General features: G+C 63.8%; 14 protein-coding genes and 1 pseudogene. 8 read left to right on the forward strand and 7 right to left on the reverse strand.

Features of this window, described 5'->3' with window-relative positions; all coding sequences use genetic code 11:
* Positions 1 to 8: 8 nt before the first annotated feature.
* The 5 genes and pseudogenes from HJ583_RS14705 to HJ583_RS14725 all read right to left on the reverse strand — a co-directional run.
* A pseudogene (locus HJ583_RS14705) lies at positions 9 to 308 on the reverse strand (YfhL family 4Fe-4S dicluster ferredoxin); the annotation flags it as partial.
* A 15-nt stretch (positions 309 to 323) separates the two neighbouring features.
* Positions 324 to 812: a pantetheine-phosphate adenylyltransferase gene (gene coaD, locus HJ583_RS14710; protein WP_101943322.1), complete on the reverse strand. Its 489-nt coding sequence runs from the start codon at positions 810 to 812 to the stop codon at positions 324 to 326.
* Positions 809 to 1,360 (reverse strand): 16S rRNA (guanine(966)-N(2))-methyltransferase RsmD, encoded by a 552-nt coding sequence (gene rsmD, locus HJ583_RS14715; protein WP_170022590.1) that lies wholly within the window; start codon positions 1,358 to 1,360, stop codon positions 809 to 811. The genes coaD and rsmD overlap by 4 nt, the downstream gene beginning before the upstream one ends.
* Before the next feature lie 101 nt (positions 1,361 to 1,461).
* On the reverse strand, positions 1,462 to 2,775 hold the full coding sequence (locus HJ583_RS14720; RefSeq protein WP_217423428.1) for a M16 family metallopeptidase: 1,314 nt from the start codon (positions 2,773 to 2,775) through the stop codon (positions 1,462 to 1,464).
* Between the two features lie 80 nt (positions 2,776 to 2,855).
* Positions 2,856 to 4,220 carry a M16 family metallopeptidase gene (locus tag HJ583_RS14725; protein WP_170022592.1) on the reverse strand — a complete coding sequence of 455 codons (1,365 nt, stop codon included), beginning with the start codon at positions 4,218 to 4,220 and terminating at the stop codon, positions 2,856 to 2,858.
* A 72-nt stretch (positions 4,221 to 4,292) separates the two neighbouring features.
* Between HJ583_RS14725 and ftsY the strand changes: the two genes are divergently transcribed.
* Both ftsY and HJ583_RS14735 read left to right on the forward strand, forming a co-directional pair.
* Positions 4,293 to 5,285 carry a signal recognition particle-docking protein FtsY gene (gene ftsY / locus HJ583_RS14730; RefSeq protein ID WP_170022593.1) on the forward strand — a complete coding sequence of 331 codons (993 nt, stop codon included), beginning with the start codon at positions 4,293 to 4,295 and terminating at the stop codon, positions 5,283 to 5,285.
* Positions 5,286 to 5,313: 28 nt separating this feature from the next.
* Complete coding sequence (locus HJ583_RS14735; RefSeq protein ID WP_170022594.1) at positions 5,314 to 6,471, forward strand: dienelactone hydrolase family protein; 1,158 nt, start codon at positions 5,314 to 5,316, stop codon at positions 6,469 to 6,471.
* Between the two features lie 42 nt (positions 6,472 to 6,513).
* On the opposite strand, the gene HJ583_RS14740 is transcribed toward HJ583_RS14735, so the two are convergent.
* Positions 6,514 to 8,061, reverse strand: coding sequence for an AAA family ATPase (locus tag HJ583_RS14740; RefSeq protein ID WP_170022595.1), 1,548 nt, complete (start codon positions 8,059 to 8,061; stop codon positions 6,514 to 6,516).
* Positions 8,062 to 8,231: 170 nt separating this feature from the next.
* Here HJ583_RS14740 and HJ583_RS14745 point away from each other — a divergent pair, with 170 nt between their 5' ends.
* The 5 genes from HJ583_RS14745 to HJ583_RS14765 all read left to right on the forward strand — a co-directional run bounded on the left by HJ583_RS14745 (position 8,232) and on the right by HJ583_RS14765 (position 13,863).
* Entirely contained in the window at positions 8,232 to 8,885 is a 654-nt protein-coding gene (locus HJ583_RS14745; protein WP_170022596.1) for a cell division ATP-binding protein FtsE, read from the forward strand.
* Positions 8,882 to 9,790 (forward strand): permease-like cell division protein FtsX, encoded by a 909-nt coding sequence (gene ftsX / locus HJ583_RS14750; protein ID WP_170022597.1) that lies wholly within the window; start codon positions 8,882 to 8,884, stop codon positions 9,788 to 9,790. Before HJ583_RS14745 ends, ftsX begins: the two co-directional genes overlap by 4 nt.
* Before the next feature lie 215 nt (positions 9,791 to 10,005).
* The gene (xylF, locus tag HJ583_RS14755) at positions 10,006 to 11,022 is read left to right on the forward strand and encodes a D-xylose ABC transporter substrate-binding protein (RefSeq protein WP_170022598.1); all 1,017 of its coding nucleotides are present in this window, start codon (positions 10,006 to 10,008) and stop codon (positions 11,020 to 11,022) included.
* An 85-nt stretch (positions 11,023 to 11,107) separates the two neighbouring features.
* Positions 11,108 to 12,637, forward strand: coding sequence for a xylose ABC transporter ATP-binding protein (locus HJ583_RS14760; RefSeq protein WP_170022599.1), 1,530 nt, complete (start codon positions 11,108 to 11,110; stop codon positions 12,635 to 12,637).
* A gap of 80 nt (positions 12,638 to 12,717) precedes the next feature.
* The gene (locus tag HJ583_RS14765) at positions 12,718 to 13,863 is read left to right on the forward strand and encodes a sugar ABC transporter permease (RefSeq protein ID WP_170022600.1); all 1,146 of its coding nucleotides are present in this window, start codon (positions 12,718 to 12,720) and stop codon (positions 13,861 to 13,863) included.
* A 22-nt stretch (positions 13,864 to 13,885) separates the two neighbouring features.
* Here the strand turns inward: HJ583_RS14765 and HJ583_RS14770 are convergent, their stop codons facing one another.
* Positions 13,886 to 14,752: a metallophosphoesterase family protein gene (locus HJ583_RS14770; protein ID WP_170022601.1), complete on the reverse strand. Its 867-nt coding sequence runs from the start codon at positions 14,750 to 14,752 to the stop codon at positions 13,886 to 13,888.
* 85 nt (positions 14,753 to 14,837) lie between these two features.
* On the opposite strand from HJ583_RS14770, the gene HJ583_RS14775 reads away from it, so the two are divergent.
* A complete protein-coding gene (locus HJ583_RS14775) occupies positions 14,838 to 15,509 on the forward strand; it encodes a MarC family protein (protein WP_170022602.1) in 672 nt (223 codons plus the stop codon).
* Positions 15,510 to 15,535 lie beyond the last annotated feature (26 nt).

Consider the following 15,535-nt stretch of genomic DNA (forward strand, 5'->3'; position numbering starts at 1 on the left):
GAGGAGGCTTACTTCTGGGTCAGCTTGATGAACTTGGCCATCAGCTGGTCCGGGTTCTCGACCCGATCCGGGTCATGCGGGATGCAGTCGACTGGACAGACCTGCTGGCACTGCGGCTCATCGTAGTGGCCCACGCATTCGGTGCACTTGTCCGGATTGATCTCGTAGATTTCCTCGCCTTGCGAGATGGCGCCGTTGGGGCATTCAGGTTCGCAGACGTCGCAGTTGATGCAGTCGTCGGTGATGATCAGGGCCATTCGGGTCTTTCCTTTCGGTGTTGCAGTGGCTGCCCGGCGGACCGGGCTGGCTGGGTTATTCCGGGTTCAGCGGGCGGCGAGCTTGGCGCGGATGCGCGTGGTGACCGTGGGGTGCACGAACGTGCTGACGTCACCGCCAAGCAGGCCGATCTCTCGCACCATGGTTGCCGAGAGGAACATGTTTTCCTCGCCGGGGGTCAGGAACAGGGTTTCGACATCCGGATGCAGGCGGCGGTTCATGCCCGCCATCTGGAACTCGTATTCGAAGTCGGAGACGGCACGCAGGCCGCGCACGATTACGCCAGCGCGTTTCTCGCGCACAAAATCAATCAGCAGACCCGAAAAGCCCAACACTTCGATGTTGGGCAAGTCACCCAATACCTCCTGGGCGATCTCCACCCGCTCGGCCAGCGAGAAGAGCGGATTCTTGCCACTGCTGGCAGCGACGCCGAGGATGATGTGATCAAATATACGGGCACTGCGGCGCAGCAGGTCTTCGTGGCCGCGGGTGAGCGGATCGAAGGTGCCGGGGTAGACGGCGATGCGCGGATTCATGCGGATTCTCCTGCCGGGGGAAGGGCGAACAGCCGATAGTGTACCTGACCCGCCTTGCCGGATTTGCGCAGTGCGAGGCCGGCGTAGGCGTCCACCGCCTCCTCGGCTTCGAGATAGACCCGTGCACCGGGGGCGAGCACCTTGGCCAGATGGGGCTCCAGGCGCTCCAGCCAGCCCTGGCGATAGGGCGGATCGAGAAACACCAGATCGAAGCGCTCCGGTGTGTTCTGCAGGTATTTCAGCGCATCCCCCGTGATCAGCTTCAGGTTGCCGAACGCCAGCTTGGCCTGATTTTCACGCAGATGGCTGGCGACCTTCGGCGCGAGTTCCAGCAGCGTGACGCTGGCGGCTTCCCGCGAAGCCGCCTCGAAGCCCAGCGCTCCGCTGCCAGCAAACAGGTCCAGGCAGTGGAGGCCGTCCAGCTCCTGCCCGAGCCAGTTGAAGAGGGTTTCGCGCACGCGATCCGGCGTCGGCCGCAGGCCGATCGAGTCGGGCACTTCAATGAGGCGGGAGCGGTGCGTGCCGCCAATGATGCGAACCTTGCTCACAGGAGTTCGGGTGAATGGAAAGGCGCGCATTTTCGCATGGCTTGGGCTACACCGGCAGTTGGCGGCGATGTGCTACAGCCCCGCCGCCAGTTTGCAGGGGCTTATCTGCTTGGCGTGGGTTTGCCGCCCACGATCACGGTGACCAGATGTTCCGGTTTCACATGGCGCGCGAAAGCGGTGCGTACATCTTCCAGGGTGACGGCTTCGACGCGGGCGGCGTAGGTATCCAGCGCGTCGAGTGGGCGGCGGTAGAAGCCAAGGTCTGCGACCTGACCGAGCAGCTTGGCGTTGCTGTCGAGGCGCAGCGCGAAGCTGTTGATCAGGTTGGCCTTGGCGGCGGCCAGCTCTTCGGCGCTGGGGCCTTCGGCGAGGAATTTCGCCAGCGTGTCCTGCGCGACCTTGACGGCTTCTTCAGCCTGTTCTGCCTTGGTCTCGAGGCCGATGCGGAACAGGCCTTCGGCGGCCATCGGGGCGAAGTAGCTGTAGGCGCCGTAGGCGAGGCCGCGCGCGTCGCGGATTTCCTTCATCAGGCGGGCATTGAAGCCACCTCCGCCGAGCGTGTAGTTGCCGACGGTGAGGGCCATCAGGTCTGGATCGGCGCGCTTCAAGGCGGGCATACCGATGGCGATGTGGGCTTGCACGGAGGGATGCGGGATACGCTCGAGGCCGCCCTTGGGCAGGCTTACGGCGGGTAGAGGCGGAGCTTCGTTGCCGGTCGGCAACCCGGCGACCAAGGCGTTGGCGATGGCTTCGGCCTGGGCGCGGCTGAGATCGCCGACCAGCGTGATCTGGGCATTGCGGCTGACATAGAAGCGGCGGTGGAAGTCGATCAGGTCTTGGCGCGTCAGGCGCTTCAGGTCCGCCTCGCTCAGGATCTTGCCGTAGGGGTGGTCGCCGTAGTTGAGCTGGCCGAAACGACGGGCGAGGACTGCGGCAGGCTGGGTCATGCCCTCTCTCAAGCCGGCAATGGCACGGGCGCGCTCGCGCTCCAGCACCGCAGGCGGAAAACTCGGTTCTGTGAGGATCTGGCGCAGCAGACCCAGTGCGGCCTCGCGCTCGCTGACGTTGCTGAGCACGCGCAGGTGCAGGCTGGCACGGTCGGCATCGATGCCGCCGCCGAGTTGGGCGCCGACGTCGGCGAGGCGGTCGGCAATCGCGTTGTCATCCAGCGCACGCTTGCCCTGGCCAATGCCGGCGTCGAGCAGGCCCTGGGTCAGGGCCGCCGTGCCGGGCCGGGCGGGCGGATCAAAGGCCGAACCGGCCGCGAAATCGATCTGCACGTCGAGCATGGGCAGATTGTTGTTTTTGACGAAGAGCACCCGTGCCTCGTTCGCTGTATTCCAGCTTTCGATGGCGACGCCAGCGTGCGCAAGGCCGCTGAGCAGGGTGAGCAGGCTGGTGAGGATCAGTTTCATTGCAGGCATCCAGTTCTGTAGGGAGGGCTCGGGTCCGCCATCGGTGCTGATGCGCGGCTTAAGCCATCCCTAAGGGGGCGTCATTGCGGCGTGTGATTCGGCTTAGCGGGCAGGGGGATAAGCTCGGCAACGGTGAGCGTGTCGTCCCCCAGCAGCGTCCGGGCTGCGGCCTGCACTTCGGCCGGGGTGACGCTGCGCATTGCGTCGAGCAGGTGATCTTCGTCGCGCCAGGAAAAACCGCTCATTTCGAGGCCGGCGATCTGCATCGCCTGGCCCATGTTGGAATCCTGCGAAAAGACCTTGCCGGCGAGCAGTTGGGCCTTGATGCGGGTGAGTTCGGACTCCTTGACGCCCTCTTTGGCGATCCGGCTGATCTCGCCGCGCAATGCGGTTTCGAGCTGGGCCACGCTGACGCCCTTGCTGGGCACCCCTTCAAGCATGAATAGGCTCTGGCGGCCGCGCGAGATCGGGTCGTAGCCGGCGCCGGCCGACACGGCCAGCTTGTGCTCGCGCACTAGGCTGCGGTTGAGGCGTGCGCCGTCATAGCCATCCAGCACGGCAGCCAGCACCTGCAGGCTCAGTGCCGTGCGGGTGGTGGGGGCCTGCGTGTCGAGCGAAGTCAGGCTCGGCGCGCGCCAGGCCAGCATCAGGTAGGGCAGTTCGGCCGGGGCTTTCACTGCGATGCGGCGTGCGCCGTTCTGGGCGGGTTCGCTCAGTGCCTTGCGGGGGGGCAGGGGGCGTGCGGCGAGCGGGCCATAGATCTCCTGCGCCTGCTTGAAAACGGCCTCGTGATCCACGTCGCCCACCACCACCAGCGTGGCGTTGTTCGGCCCATACCAGCGCGCATACCAGTCACGCACATCCTGTGCCGTCATGCTGTCCAGCTCCGGCATCCAGCCGATCACCGGGCGACCATAAGGGTGAGCCTGATACACCGCGGCCATCAGCGCCTCCTGGGCTTTCGAGCGTGGCTGGTCGTCGGTACGCAGGCGGCGCTCCTCCTTGATGACTTCGATTTCCTTGGCGAAGAGCTCATCCTGAACGATCAGGTTGGCCATCCGGTCCGCCTCCAGCGCCATCATGGCGGCGAGGCGCTCTTTCGGGATGAGCTGGAAATAGGCCGTGTAGTCCTGCGAGGTGAAGGCGTTGTCGCGCCCACCGACGGCAGCCACCAGCTTGTTGAACTCGCCCGGTCCGTACCGCCGGGTGCCCTTGAACATCATGTGTTCCAGCGCGTGGGCCACGCCGGTGCTGCCGGTGAGCTCGTCCATGGCCCCGACGCGATACCAGACCATGTGGGTGACGGTCGGCGCGCGGCGGTCTTCCTTGACGATCACCTTCATGCCATTGGCCAGCGTGGTTTCGAAGGGATTGGCGTTGGTCGCCAGACTGGTCGTCAGGACCAGGCCGAGCAGGGCAGGCTTGAGCAGGCGAAGCAGGGGCATCTGTTAGACTTCCTCATCGTTTTCATTGGCTGGCGCGCCCGCGCCGAGCCGGCATCGTAGACCAAACATTCCATGTTCAGTTTCTTCAAGAAATCCGAAACCCCTGCAGAGACCGTGGCGACGCCTGTCGAAGCGCCCAAGGCTTCGTGGCTATCGCGCCTGAAGGCAGGGCTCGCGCGCACCAGCTCTTCGCTTGGTAGCGTGTTCTCGCTGCGCAAGATTGACGAGGAACTCCTCGAGGATCTGGAAGCCACCCTGCTGATGGCTGATTGCGGCGTCGAGGCCACCCAGACCCTGCTGGCCGAGCTGCGTCGGCGCTGGAAACACGACAAGCTCGAGACCGGCGAGCAACTGCGCGCCGCGCTGGCCGAGCATCTGGTCAAGCTGCTCACGCCCTTGCAGCAGCCACTGGTGATCGACGGTCACAAGCCCTACATCATCATGCTCTCCGGCGTGAACGGGGCGGGCAAAACCACTTCCATCGGCAAGTTGGCACGCCACTTCCAGAGCCAGGGCAAGAGCGTGCTGCTGGCTGCGGGGGACACCTTCCGCGCCGCCGCACGTGAGCAGCTCGTCGAATGGGGCAATCGAAACAACGTCTCGGTGATCGCGCAGGACGGTGGCGATCCGGCCGCCGTGGCCTTTGATGCGATCAGCGCGGCCAAGGCGCGCGGGATCGATGTGGTGATGGTCGACACCGCCGGCCGCCTGCCCACCCAGCTGCACCTGATGGAAGAGATCGCCAAGGTGCGCCGGGTGATTCAGAAGGCCGAGCCTTCCGGCCCGCACGAGGTGCTGCTGGTGCTCGATGGTAACGTCGGCCAGAACGCGCTGGCCCAGCTCAAGGCTTTTGACAAGGCCGTGGGCATCACCGGCCTGATCATCACCAAGCTCGACGGCACCGCCAAAGGTGGCGTGATTGCAGCCATCGCACGTACCCATCCCAAGCCCTTGCGCTTTATTGGCGTGGGCGAAGGCATCGAGGATTTGCAGCCCTTCATGGCAACGGAGTATGTTGACGCACTTTTGGCGACCGGTAACACGGGCGCCGCCGAGGCAGTCTGAGCATACTGACAATCATGAAGGAGACATCATGGGAGCATGCAGCAAGCTGGTGGCCGGGATCATGGCGATGAGTGCAATGGGCGCTGGCGTGGCGGCCGATCTGGATTTCCAGAAGAGTGGCGTCACCAAGGACAACCTGCCGGTGATGGCTGCGCAGATCAAGTCGCGCCTGACTTTCCCGCTGGCGTGGACGCCGCAGGTCAAGGATCTGGCCGCCTGGCAGAAGGCTGGCCGCGCCAAGCTCTGGGAAACGACTCTGCATGCCCCGGACAAGACGCCCTTCGACATGCAGGTGCTCGACGAAGTGGATCGCGGCAGCTATGTGGCGCGCAAGGTGATCTTCAACCTCACTGCCGACAGCCGTGTGACGGGCCTGCTGCTGGTGCCCAAGGGCAAGGGGCCGTTCCCGGCCGCGATCATGTACCACGACCACGGTTCCAAGTTCGACATCGGCAAGGAAAAGTGGATTGCCACCTGGAATGACGACGCTCGTCTGGAATCCTCGAAGGGCTGGGCCAAGCGTTTCTTCACCGAACGCTTCCCCGGCGATGAGCTCGCCAAGCGCGGCTACGTGGTCTTCGCGCATGACGCGCTGGGCTGGGGCGACCGTGGCACGCTGACCTACGACATGCAGCAGGCATTGGCCGCCAACTTCGCCAACATGGGCTCCTCGCTGGCTGGCCTGATGGCGCAGGAGGACGCGCGCGGCGCCGAGTTCCTTGCCAGCCTGCCGGAAGTAAACAAGAAGCAGGTGGCGGCGGTTGGCTTCTCGATGGGGGCCTTCCGTGCCTGGCAGGCTGCGGCACTGACCGATGCGGTGACCGCGACGGTGGCGGTCAACTGGATGGGTACGGCCGAGGGTCTGATGGTGCCTGGCAACAACCAGCTGCGCGGCGGCTCGGCCTGGCAGATGACCCATCCGGGCTTGATGCGTTTCCTTGACTACCCGGATGTGGCCAGTCTTGCCGCACCGAAGCCGATGCTGATCTATGCCGGCGAGAAGGACACGCTGTTCCCGCTCGAGTCGGTGAATGCGGCCTTCGGCAAGATGAGCAAGGTGTGGGGCGCCTGGAAGGCGGCTGACAAGTTCGAGTCCAAGGTCTGGGCCGGCGGTCATGTGTTCGAAGCCGAGCAGCAGGACTACGCCTATAACTGGCTCGATCGCCAGTTCGGAATTCGACGCTGAACAGTGTCCTGAATCTTGAAGGGCGCCCGCGGGCGCCCATTTTCATGCCTGCACGGTGCGGGTCTGAGCCCAGCTGCGCAGCTCGCTCATGGACTCAGCCATCAGCACCGAGAGGGGCCGGGTACGCGCCATCTCCGCGACGAGATGCTGCGTGGCCAATGCCTGGCGGGCGGCATGCGCCTCGAAACTGGCAGCGATTACGGCCTGCTCGATTTCGGCGCCGGTGAAGCCTTCGCTGGCGCGTGCCAGTTGGTCGAGTTCAAAGCGCTCGGGCGTGTGCTGGCGCCGGGCGAGGTGAATGCCCAGAATTTCGCGTCGTGTGGCCAGATCCGGCAGGTCTACAAAGAAGATCTCGTCGAAGCGCCCCTTGCGCATCAGTTCCGGTGGCAGGCTGCGGATTTCGTTGGCCGTGGCGGCAATGAAGACCCGTGAATCATGTTCGGCCATCCAGGTCAGCAGGCTGCCCAGCACGCGCCGGCCCACGCCGCCATCACTGTCCGCCGAGCCTTGGGCGAGGGCTTTTTCGATCTCGTCGATCCACAGCACGCAGGGGGCGAGGGCCTCGGCGGCGGCCAGAGCCTTGCGCAGCTTGCGCTCGGTTTCGCCGTGGAATTTGTCGAACAGACTGCCCATGTCCAGGCGGGCCAGCGGCACATTCCATGCCCCGGCGATGGTGCGGGCGGCGAGACTCTTGCCGGCGCCTTGCACGCCCAACAGCAGGATGCCGCGCGGCCATGGCAGATCTGCCGCCTGACCCGCGAAGGCGGCCTGGCGCAGCGCCAGCCAGCGTTTGAGATTGGGCATGCCGCCGACCCGGGCGAGGTCCGTGGCAGCGAACTCGATTTCCAGCGCAGAGTCCGCACACATTTCGCGTTTCACCTGCACGACCCTTGCCACGTCAGCATGGGTGATCGCCGCGTCATCGCGGATCGCCAGGCGCAGCAGGCGGCGTACGTCTTCTTCGCAGAGTCCCAGCAGATGCTGGACCAGCAGATCCGCTGCGGCCTGCTCGCCCTGCACCTTGCGCCCTTCGCGCGAGCGCGCGAACAGCTCGATCTCTTCGGCAAAGATGGCCTTGATCCGTGCGACATCCGGCAGGCTCAGGCTGTGGAACAGGGCGTGGCGGGCGATTTCGGGGGGCAGGCTGATGTCCGGCCCGATCAGCACCAGGGTGCGGGCACAGTCGGCATGGGTGAAGGCGATTTCGCGCAACAGGCGTTGCACGGCGGCTTGTTCAAGAAAGGGATGCACGTCACAGAGCAGGTAAAGGCCGGCCTTGCCCGCCTTGTCGATGTGATGCAGTGCCGCTTGCAGTTCCTGCGTGTTCTCGACGGCGCGTTGCTGTCCTTCCTGATCGTCGCGCTCAGGTTGCCAGCCCTCCACCGTCTGCCAGTTCTGACGGCGATCTCCGCCGTACTGAAAATTGGCGTGACTCAAACCGTCGGCAATACTCCATTCGTAGAGTGCGCCGCCTGTTTCCGCTGAAAGCTTGCGCAGCAGCGCCCGTGCGCGGGGCTCTTCGTGGGTTTCAATGCACAGGATCGGAAAGCGCGAGGCCAGCGCGTGGCGAAGTGCGTCAAGATCGTTCATGGCGTGCTTTTCGCGTGGGAGATGACGGGCGATTGTAATCGCTGCCTTCGTTTGCCTGCCGTGGTCAGCCTGGGCTGAGCAGGATCAGCGGCAATGCTGCCGGTTTGCACGGGCGCCGATGGGCCGCTTTGCGGGTAAACTTCTGGCTTTCCCTGCCGGCCCCATTTTCCATGATCCGTTTTGAACGAGTCACCAAACGCTATCCCGGCGGCCATGAGGCGCTCGCCGACGTGAGCTTCGAGATCCGCCACGGCGAACTGGTGGTGCTGGGCGGCCACTCGGGAGCCGGCAAGAGTACCCTGATCAAGCTGATCGCTGCGCTCGAGAAACCCACGGCCGGCAAGGTGTGGGTGAGCGGGCAGGATGTCGGCAGCCTGCGCCCGAATCAGGTGCCCTATCTGCGCCGCAGCCTCGGCCTGGTGATGCAGGAGCATCGTTTGCTGACCGACCGCACGGTGTTCGACAACGTGATGCTGCCGCTGCTGGTGACCGGTTATCCGCCCAAGGATGCGGCCAAGCGCGTGCGCGTGGCGCTCGACAAGGTTGGCATGGGGGCCTTCGAGCAGGTGATGCCGATGACGCTTTCGGGCGGCGAGCAGCATCGCGTGGCGATTGCCCGCGCGATCGTCAATCGCCCTTCGGTGCTGATCGCTGACGAGCCGACCGCCCATCTCGACCCGGCCTATGCGCGCGAGATTGCGGCGCTGTTCCGCTCCTTCCATCAGGCCGGCGTCACCATCCTGCTCGCCACGCATGACGAGACCCTGTTCTCGCCTTACGGCTCACGCCGCATCGAACTCGACCATGGGAGGCTGGTGGCATGAGCATCGCCCTGTTTCCGCACCGCTTGGCCTTGCGTCAGGCGCTCGCCCGCCTCACCGCCAAGCCGCTGGCGACCTTCCTTTCCGCGCTGGTGGTGGCCATTGCCCTGTCCTTGCCGGCACTGGGCCTGGTGCTGATGGACAACCTCGGCGGTCTGGCGCGCGGCGTGTCCGGCAAACCCGAGATCAGCGCCTTCCTCAAACGCGAAGTGAGTGCTGAGCAGGCCCAGCGCGTGGAAAACCGCCTGCAGGCCGACAAGCGCATTGCCGCGCTGCGTTTCGTGCCGCGTGATCTGGCGCTCAAGCAGCTGGCCGCACGTGGCGGCTTTGCTGATGTGAGCGGCGCACTGGTCGAGAATCCTTTGCCGGACGCCTTCATCATCGAACCGACCGGTGAGAATCCGGCCGTGTTCGAAGCCATCCGCACGGCACTGGCCGCCATGCCCGAGGTGGCGCATGTGCAGCTCGACTCGGCCTGGGTTGAGCGGCTGCATGCCGCTGTTGAGCTCGGGCGCTGGTCCATGCTGCTGCTCGCCGGCTTGCTGGGTGCGGCGCTGGTGATCGTGACCTTCAACACCATTCGTCTGCAGATCCTCACCCAGCGCCACGAAATCACGGTGAGTCTGCTACTGGGCGCCACGCGCAACTTCGTGCGCCGCCCCTTCCTGTATTTCGGCCTGCTGCAAGGCTTGCTCGGCGGGTTGGTGGCCTGGGCCCTGGTCGAAGGGGTGATGGCGTTGATCGCCCCGCGCATCGAGGATCTCGCCCGCAGCTATAACATCGTGCTCGACTTGCATGGCCCGACGCCGCTGCAGGCTGCCGGTCTGCTGGCCTTCGCCGCGCTGCTGGGCTGGTTGGGGGCAGGGCTGTCGGTTCGCCGCCACCTGCACGACGGGGCAGTCGATTGAATGAGGCAGAAGCGGGCTTGCTAGTCTGGCGCGGCAAACCTGTATTGCAAAAGTAGTGTGGTCGCACTAAGTTGGCTGCCTGCTGCATGCATGACCTGAAAACAAGAATATGTTCGTCTGATGTGCCGCTGGACCCTGCTGCCGGACATCCGGCTGCGGGCATCGAGAGAGGCTTCGGGACTCCCGGTCTCTCTGTGCAACCAAAGGAGACCCTGATGAGCCGTTTTACTACCCGTCGTACCGTTCTGGCCGTTCTGGCGGCTGTATCCACCCTTGCATCCCTGCCGGCCTTCGCTTCGAAGGACAAGCCGGTGATCGGCTTTTCGATTGACGATCTGCGCGTGGAGCGCTGGACGCGCGATCGTGACTATTTCGTTGAGGCGGCCAAGGGACTGGGGGCCGAGGTCAACGTGCAGTCGGCCGATGCCAACGAGCAGCGCCAGATCTCGCAGATCGAGAATCTGATTGCCAAGAAGGTCGATGTGATCGTGATCGTGCCCTTCAACTCCAAGGTGCTGACCAACACCGTGAAGGAAGCCAAGAAAGCCGGCATCAAGGTCGTGTCCTACGACCGTCTGATCCTGAACGCTGATATCGATGCCTACATTTCCTTCGACAACGAGCGCGTCGGCGCGATGCAGGCCGAAGGCATCGTCAAGGCCGTCCCCAAGGGTTCTTACTACCTGCTGGGCGGCGCACCGACCGACAACAATGCCAAGCTCCTGCGTGCGGGCCAGATGTCGGTGCTCAAGCCGTATGTCGACAAGGGTGACATCAAGATTCTAGGCGATCAGTGGGTGAAGGACTGGAACCCTGAAGAGGCTCTGAAGATCATCGAGAACGTGCTGACCAAGAACGCCAACAAGGTGGATGCCATCATTGCCTCCAACGATGGCACGGCAGGCGGTGCGGTGCAGGCGCTGGCTGCCCAGAAGCTCGCCGGCAAGGTCGCGGTGTCTGGTCAGGATGCCGAGCTGGCGGCGGTCAAGCGCGTGATTGCCGGTACCCAGACCCTCACGGTTTACAAGCCTATCCGCGAAATCGCCGCAGGCGCAGCCAAGCTCGCCGTGCAACTGGTGAAGGGCGACAAGCCCGCCTTCAATGCCCAGCTCGACAATGGCGCGAAGAAGGTTGATTCGGTGCTGCTCTCGCCGACCACCATCACCAAGGCCAATGCCGATCTGCTGGTGACTGACAAGTTCTTCACCAAGGAACAGCTGGGTCTGAAGTAAGAAGCACCTGTCGCGTCAGCACTCCTGCCCGGTAGGGCGGAGTGCTGACGCGACGGCTTCTGTTCCAAGCCGGTCTGGAGGTTGCGTGGCTGAATACCTGTTGGAGATGCGTGGCATCGTCAAGGATTTCTCCGGCGTGAAGGCGCTGAATGGAATCGATCTGGCGGTGCGTGCCGGTGAGTGCGTAGGCCTGTGCGGCGAGAACGGCGCAGGCAAGTCCACCCTGATGAAGGTGCTCTCTGCGGTGTATCCGCATGGCAGCTGGACGGGCCAGATCCTGTGGAATGGCCAGGAGCTCAAGGCACGCGGTATCCGCGAAACCGAAGAGGCCGGCATCGTGATCATCCACCAGGAGCTGATGCTGGTGCCGCATCTGTCGGTCACTGAAAACATCTTCCTTGGTAACGAAATCACCGGCTTTGCCGGCACGCTCGATTACGCCGCGATGCATCAGCGCGCGGCCGAGCTGATGCGCGACCTGAAGATGCCGGAGGTGAATGTGGCACTGCCGGTGTCGCAGTACGGCGGTGGCCACCAGCAATTGATCGAGATCGCCAAGGCGCTGAACAAGAAGGCACGCCTGCTGATTCTGGATGAGCCGACGTCCTCGCTGACCAAGGCCGAAACGGCGATCCTGCTCGACATCATTCTGGACCTCAAGAAGAAGGGTGTGGCGTGCGTGATGATCTCGCATAAGCTCGACGAGATCGCAGCCGTGTGCGACACGATCAGCGTGATCCGCGACGGCACCCATGTCGGCACCCGGCCGATGGGCGAGCTGTCGGTGGACCAGATCATTACCATGATGGTCGGGCGCGAGATCACCAACCTTTTCCCGCGTGAAGAGCATCCGATCGGTGAGGTGATCTTCGAAGCGCGCAACGTGACCTGTTTCGATATCGATAATCCGGCACGCAAGAAGGTGGATGACGTCTCCTTCCAATTGCGCCGCGGCGAGGTGTTGGGTGTGGCCGGGCTGGTTGGTGCCGGGCGCACCGAACTGGCGATGGCGATCTTCGGCTGTTACCCGGGCAAGTCCTCCGCCACGGTGCTGCTCGATGGCAAGCCGGTGCACATCGATTCACCACAGACGGCCGTGAAGTCAGGCTTGTGCCTGGTGCCGGAGGACCGCAAACGTCACGGCATCGTGCCGTTGATGGGGGTGGGGCACAACATCACGCTGTCCGTGCCCGAGCAGTTCAGTCGCTTTGGCGTGATCGATCAGGCGGCCGAGATGCAGACCATCGAGAAGATGATCCGCCGCATGCGCATCAAGACGGCTACCCCCATGTTGGCGATCCAGGGCCTTTCCGGCGGGAATCAGCAAAAGGCCGTCTTCGCCAAGATGCTGCTGCCTGCGCCGCGGGTGCTGATCCTGGACGAGCCTACGCGGGGTGTCGATGTGGGCGCCAAGTACGAGATCTACAAGCTGATGATGGAGCTGGTGAAAGAAGGCATGTCCATCATCATGATCAGCTCCGAGCTGCCGGAACTGCTGGGCATGAGCGATCGGGTGCTGGTGATCGGCGAGGGGCGCCTGCGCGGCGACTTCATCAACAATGGCCTGAGCCAGGAAACCGTGATGGCCGCCGCCATCGGGCAGACAGAGACGTAGGTGCGACTTCAGTCGCATGTCACAAGCGGATGGCCGACTGAAGTCGGCCCTACAAGAAAAGAAATGGGCAGGGTATTGATATGACATTTTTCCGCAGTCTTCAGCAGGTTTTCTCGCGCTACAAGATCCTCGCCTTGCTGATCGCCATCGCGCTGATCTGGAGCTTCTTCGCCTGGCAGAGTGAGGGCGCTTTCCTTACCGCGCGCAACCTTTCCAACCTGCTGCGCCAGATGGCGATCACCGCGATGCTAGCCTCCGGTATGGTGTTCGTGATCATCGCCGGTGAAATCGATCTATCGGTAGGCTCGATGCTGGGCTTGCTCGGTGGTGTGGCGGCGGTGCTGGATGTGAGCTTCCATCTGCCCTTTGGCCTGAACCTCGCCATCGTGCTCACGCTGGGCCTCTTGCTGGGGCTTTTCAACGGCTACTGGGTGGCTTACCTGCGTGTGCCGTCCTTCATTGTGGGCCTGGCTGGCATGCTGGTGTTCCGCGGCATCCTGTTGGCGGTGACGGATGGCTCCACCATTGCGGTCGAATCCGAGACCTTCATTGGCTTCGGTCAGGCCTACCTGCCGATCAGCGTGGGCAATGTGCTGGCAGTCCTGCTGTTCGTGATGCTGGTGGTGCTGACCCTGCGCGCTCGCGCCAACCGTGTGCGCTACCAGCTGGCGGTGCCACCGTTGTGGCAGGAGCTCGGCAAGCTGGCGGCGATTGCCATCATCATCGCAGGCTTCGTCACGGTGCTGAACAGCTACGAGGGCATTCCGGTGCCGGTGCTGATCATGCTGATCATCCTGGGGGCTTTTTCCTTCATGGCGCGCAACACCGTGTTCGGCCGGCGTATCTACGCGGTGGGCTCCAATCTGGAGGCAACGCGCTTGTCCGGCGTGAATACACGGCTGGTGAAGATGGCCCTGTTTGGCCTGATGGGCCTGATGTGTGCGCTGGCTGGGCTGACCAACACCGCGCGGCTGGCCGCCGGCTCGCCCTCGGCCGGCAATATGGGCGAGCTTGATGCGATCGCCTCCTGCTTCATCGGCGGTACCTCGATGCGAGGTGGCTCTGGCACCATCCTTGGGGCGATCATCGGTGCGCTGATCATGGCGAGTCTGGACAACGGCATGTCCATGCTCAGCGTCGAGAGTTACTGGCAGATGATCGTGAAGGGCTCGATCCTGCTGCTGGCGGTATGGATAGACGTGGTGTCGGGTTCCAGCGAGCGCTGAGCCTGGCTGCAATAGGGCCAGCTCAGCGCTTGGCCCGGCAGTTATCCATGCCGGCGTCTAGTGGAGCTTGGTCGCCTACCGACATGAAGGCCCAGCGGTAGCTGGCAGGCTTGAGGCGCAACAGCAGCACGCCATGCTGTCCGTAGATGCGCGCCTCGCTGCCCGCCTGCTGGGTGCCCTCGGGATACAGGCCCGCGCCGCCCGTACCCACCACGAAGTGACGGATCCCGCCGCGGCTGACGGGCCGGCCTTTGGTATCGAGGCGGGCGAAACGCTCGTAGTGATGATCGTGCCCGCTCAGCACCAGATCGGCGCCGGCTGCTTCGAGCAGCGGCAGGGCGGCCAGCATGCTGGCATCGTTGCCATGCGGGCCGGAGCTGAATACCGGGCGGTGCCACAGGGCCAGCAGGCAGCGACTCCGGTTCGCGGCGAGATCCTGGCGCAGCCAGTCCAGCTGGGAGCGGGCTTCTTCGTCCTTGAGTTCGCTGTTGAGTGACACGATGTGCCAGCCACCCAGCTTGCGGCTGTAGTAGCCACGGCGTTGCGGCCCGGCAATCCTGCCGAAGTAGTCGAAGTAAGCGTCGGCCTTGCCGGTGCCGTAATCGTGATTGCCGGGCGCGGGCAGGCTACGGCGGCGGAAGCGGCCCCAGGTCGGCTCAAAGCAATCGGCATACTCCTGGGCTGTGCCCAGCGGGTAAGTCAGATCGCCGGTCAGCGCCACCCAGGCTCCGGGAATGCGTGCTGCCAGTGCTGCTGTGCGGGCTGCGGCAGATTCCGCTGCCGGTTTGTTGTCGCATTGCGCAATGTCGCCGACCACGATCAGCGGTACTTCGGCGGCCACGCTGGTCAGAGGTAGCAGTAAGGCGATCAGCAGGCAGAGTGGGCGCATGACGGCAGCGGGCAGGGCAGATGTGGCATGCTCGCACCCGGAGTGCTGCCGATCAAGCGCGGTGGCCCAGTTGAAGGGAAGTTGAATGCAAGCCCTGATTGAATTTCTGCAGGCCACGCTGGTGGTTCCGCTGGCCTTGCTGCCCATCATCAATCCGCTCGGTGGTGCGGCGCTGTTCGCCAGCATCACGGGCGGTAGTGAGCGGTTGGCCAAGCCCATGGCGCGCCAGGTGGCGATCAATGTCTGGATCATCCTGATCGTGGCGATGCTGGTGGGCTCCTATGTGCTGGAACTGTTCGGCATTTCTCTGCCCATCGTGCGGGTGGGCGGGGGCTTACTGGTGGCTGTGACCGGTTGGCGCATGCTCAATGATGAGGGGAGCGATGCCGTGCGTGATGCGGTGGCGAACGAAACAGCCGAACTCTCATCGCAGGAGATTGCCAAGCGCAGCTTCTTTCCGATGAGCTTTCCGCTCACTTCCGGCCCGGGCTCCATCGCCACCTCCATCGCGCTGGGTACGCGCTTTCCGCATACGCCGACCAACTATGTGCTGGGCGTGATCGTGGCTGCGATTGGTGCCGCGCTCACTGCAGCAGTCGTGTTCTTCTGTTACCGCTATGCCGTGCGCCTGCAGAAAAAGCTGGGTGACATCGGTGTGATCGTGGTGGCACGCATGTCCGCCTTCATCCTGCTGTGCATCGGCATCGAGATGATGTGGGGTGGCTGGGTGGATCTGAACCGTGCCCTCACCCACTGAAACTGTTTTGATCGGCTAGACTTTCC

This window comes from Uliginosibacterium aquaticum (assembly GCF_012972705.2).
Classification (GTDB): Bacteria; Pseudomonadota; Gammaproteobacteria; order Burkholderiales; family Rhodocyclaceae; genus Uliginosibacterium; species Uliginosibacterium aquaticum.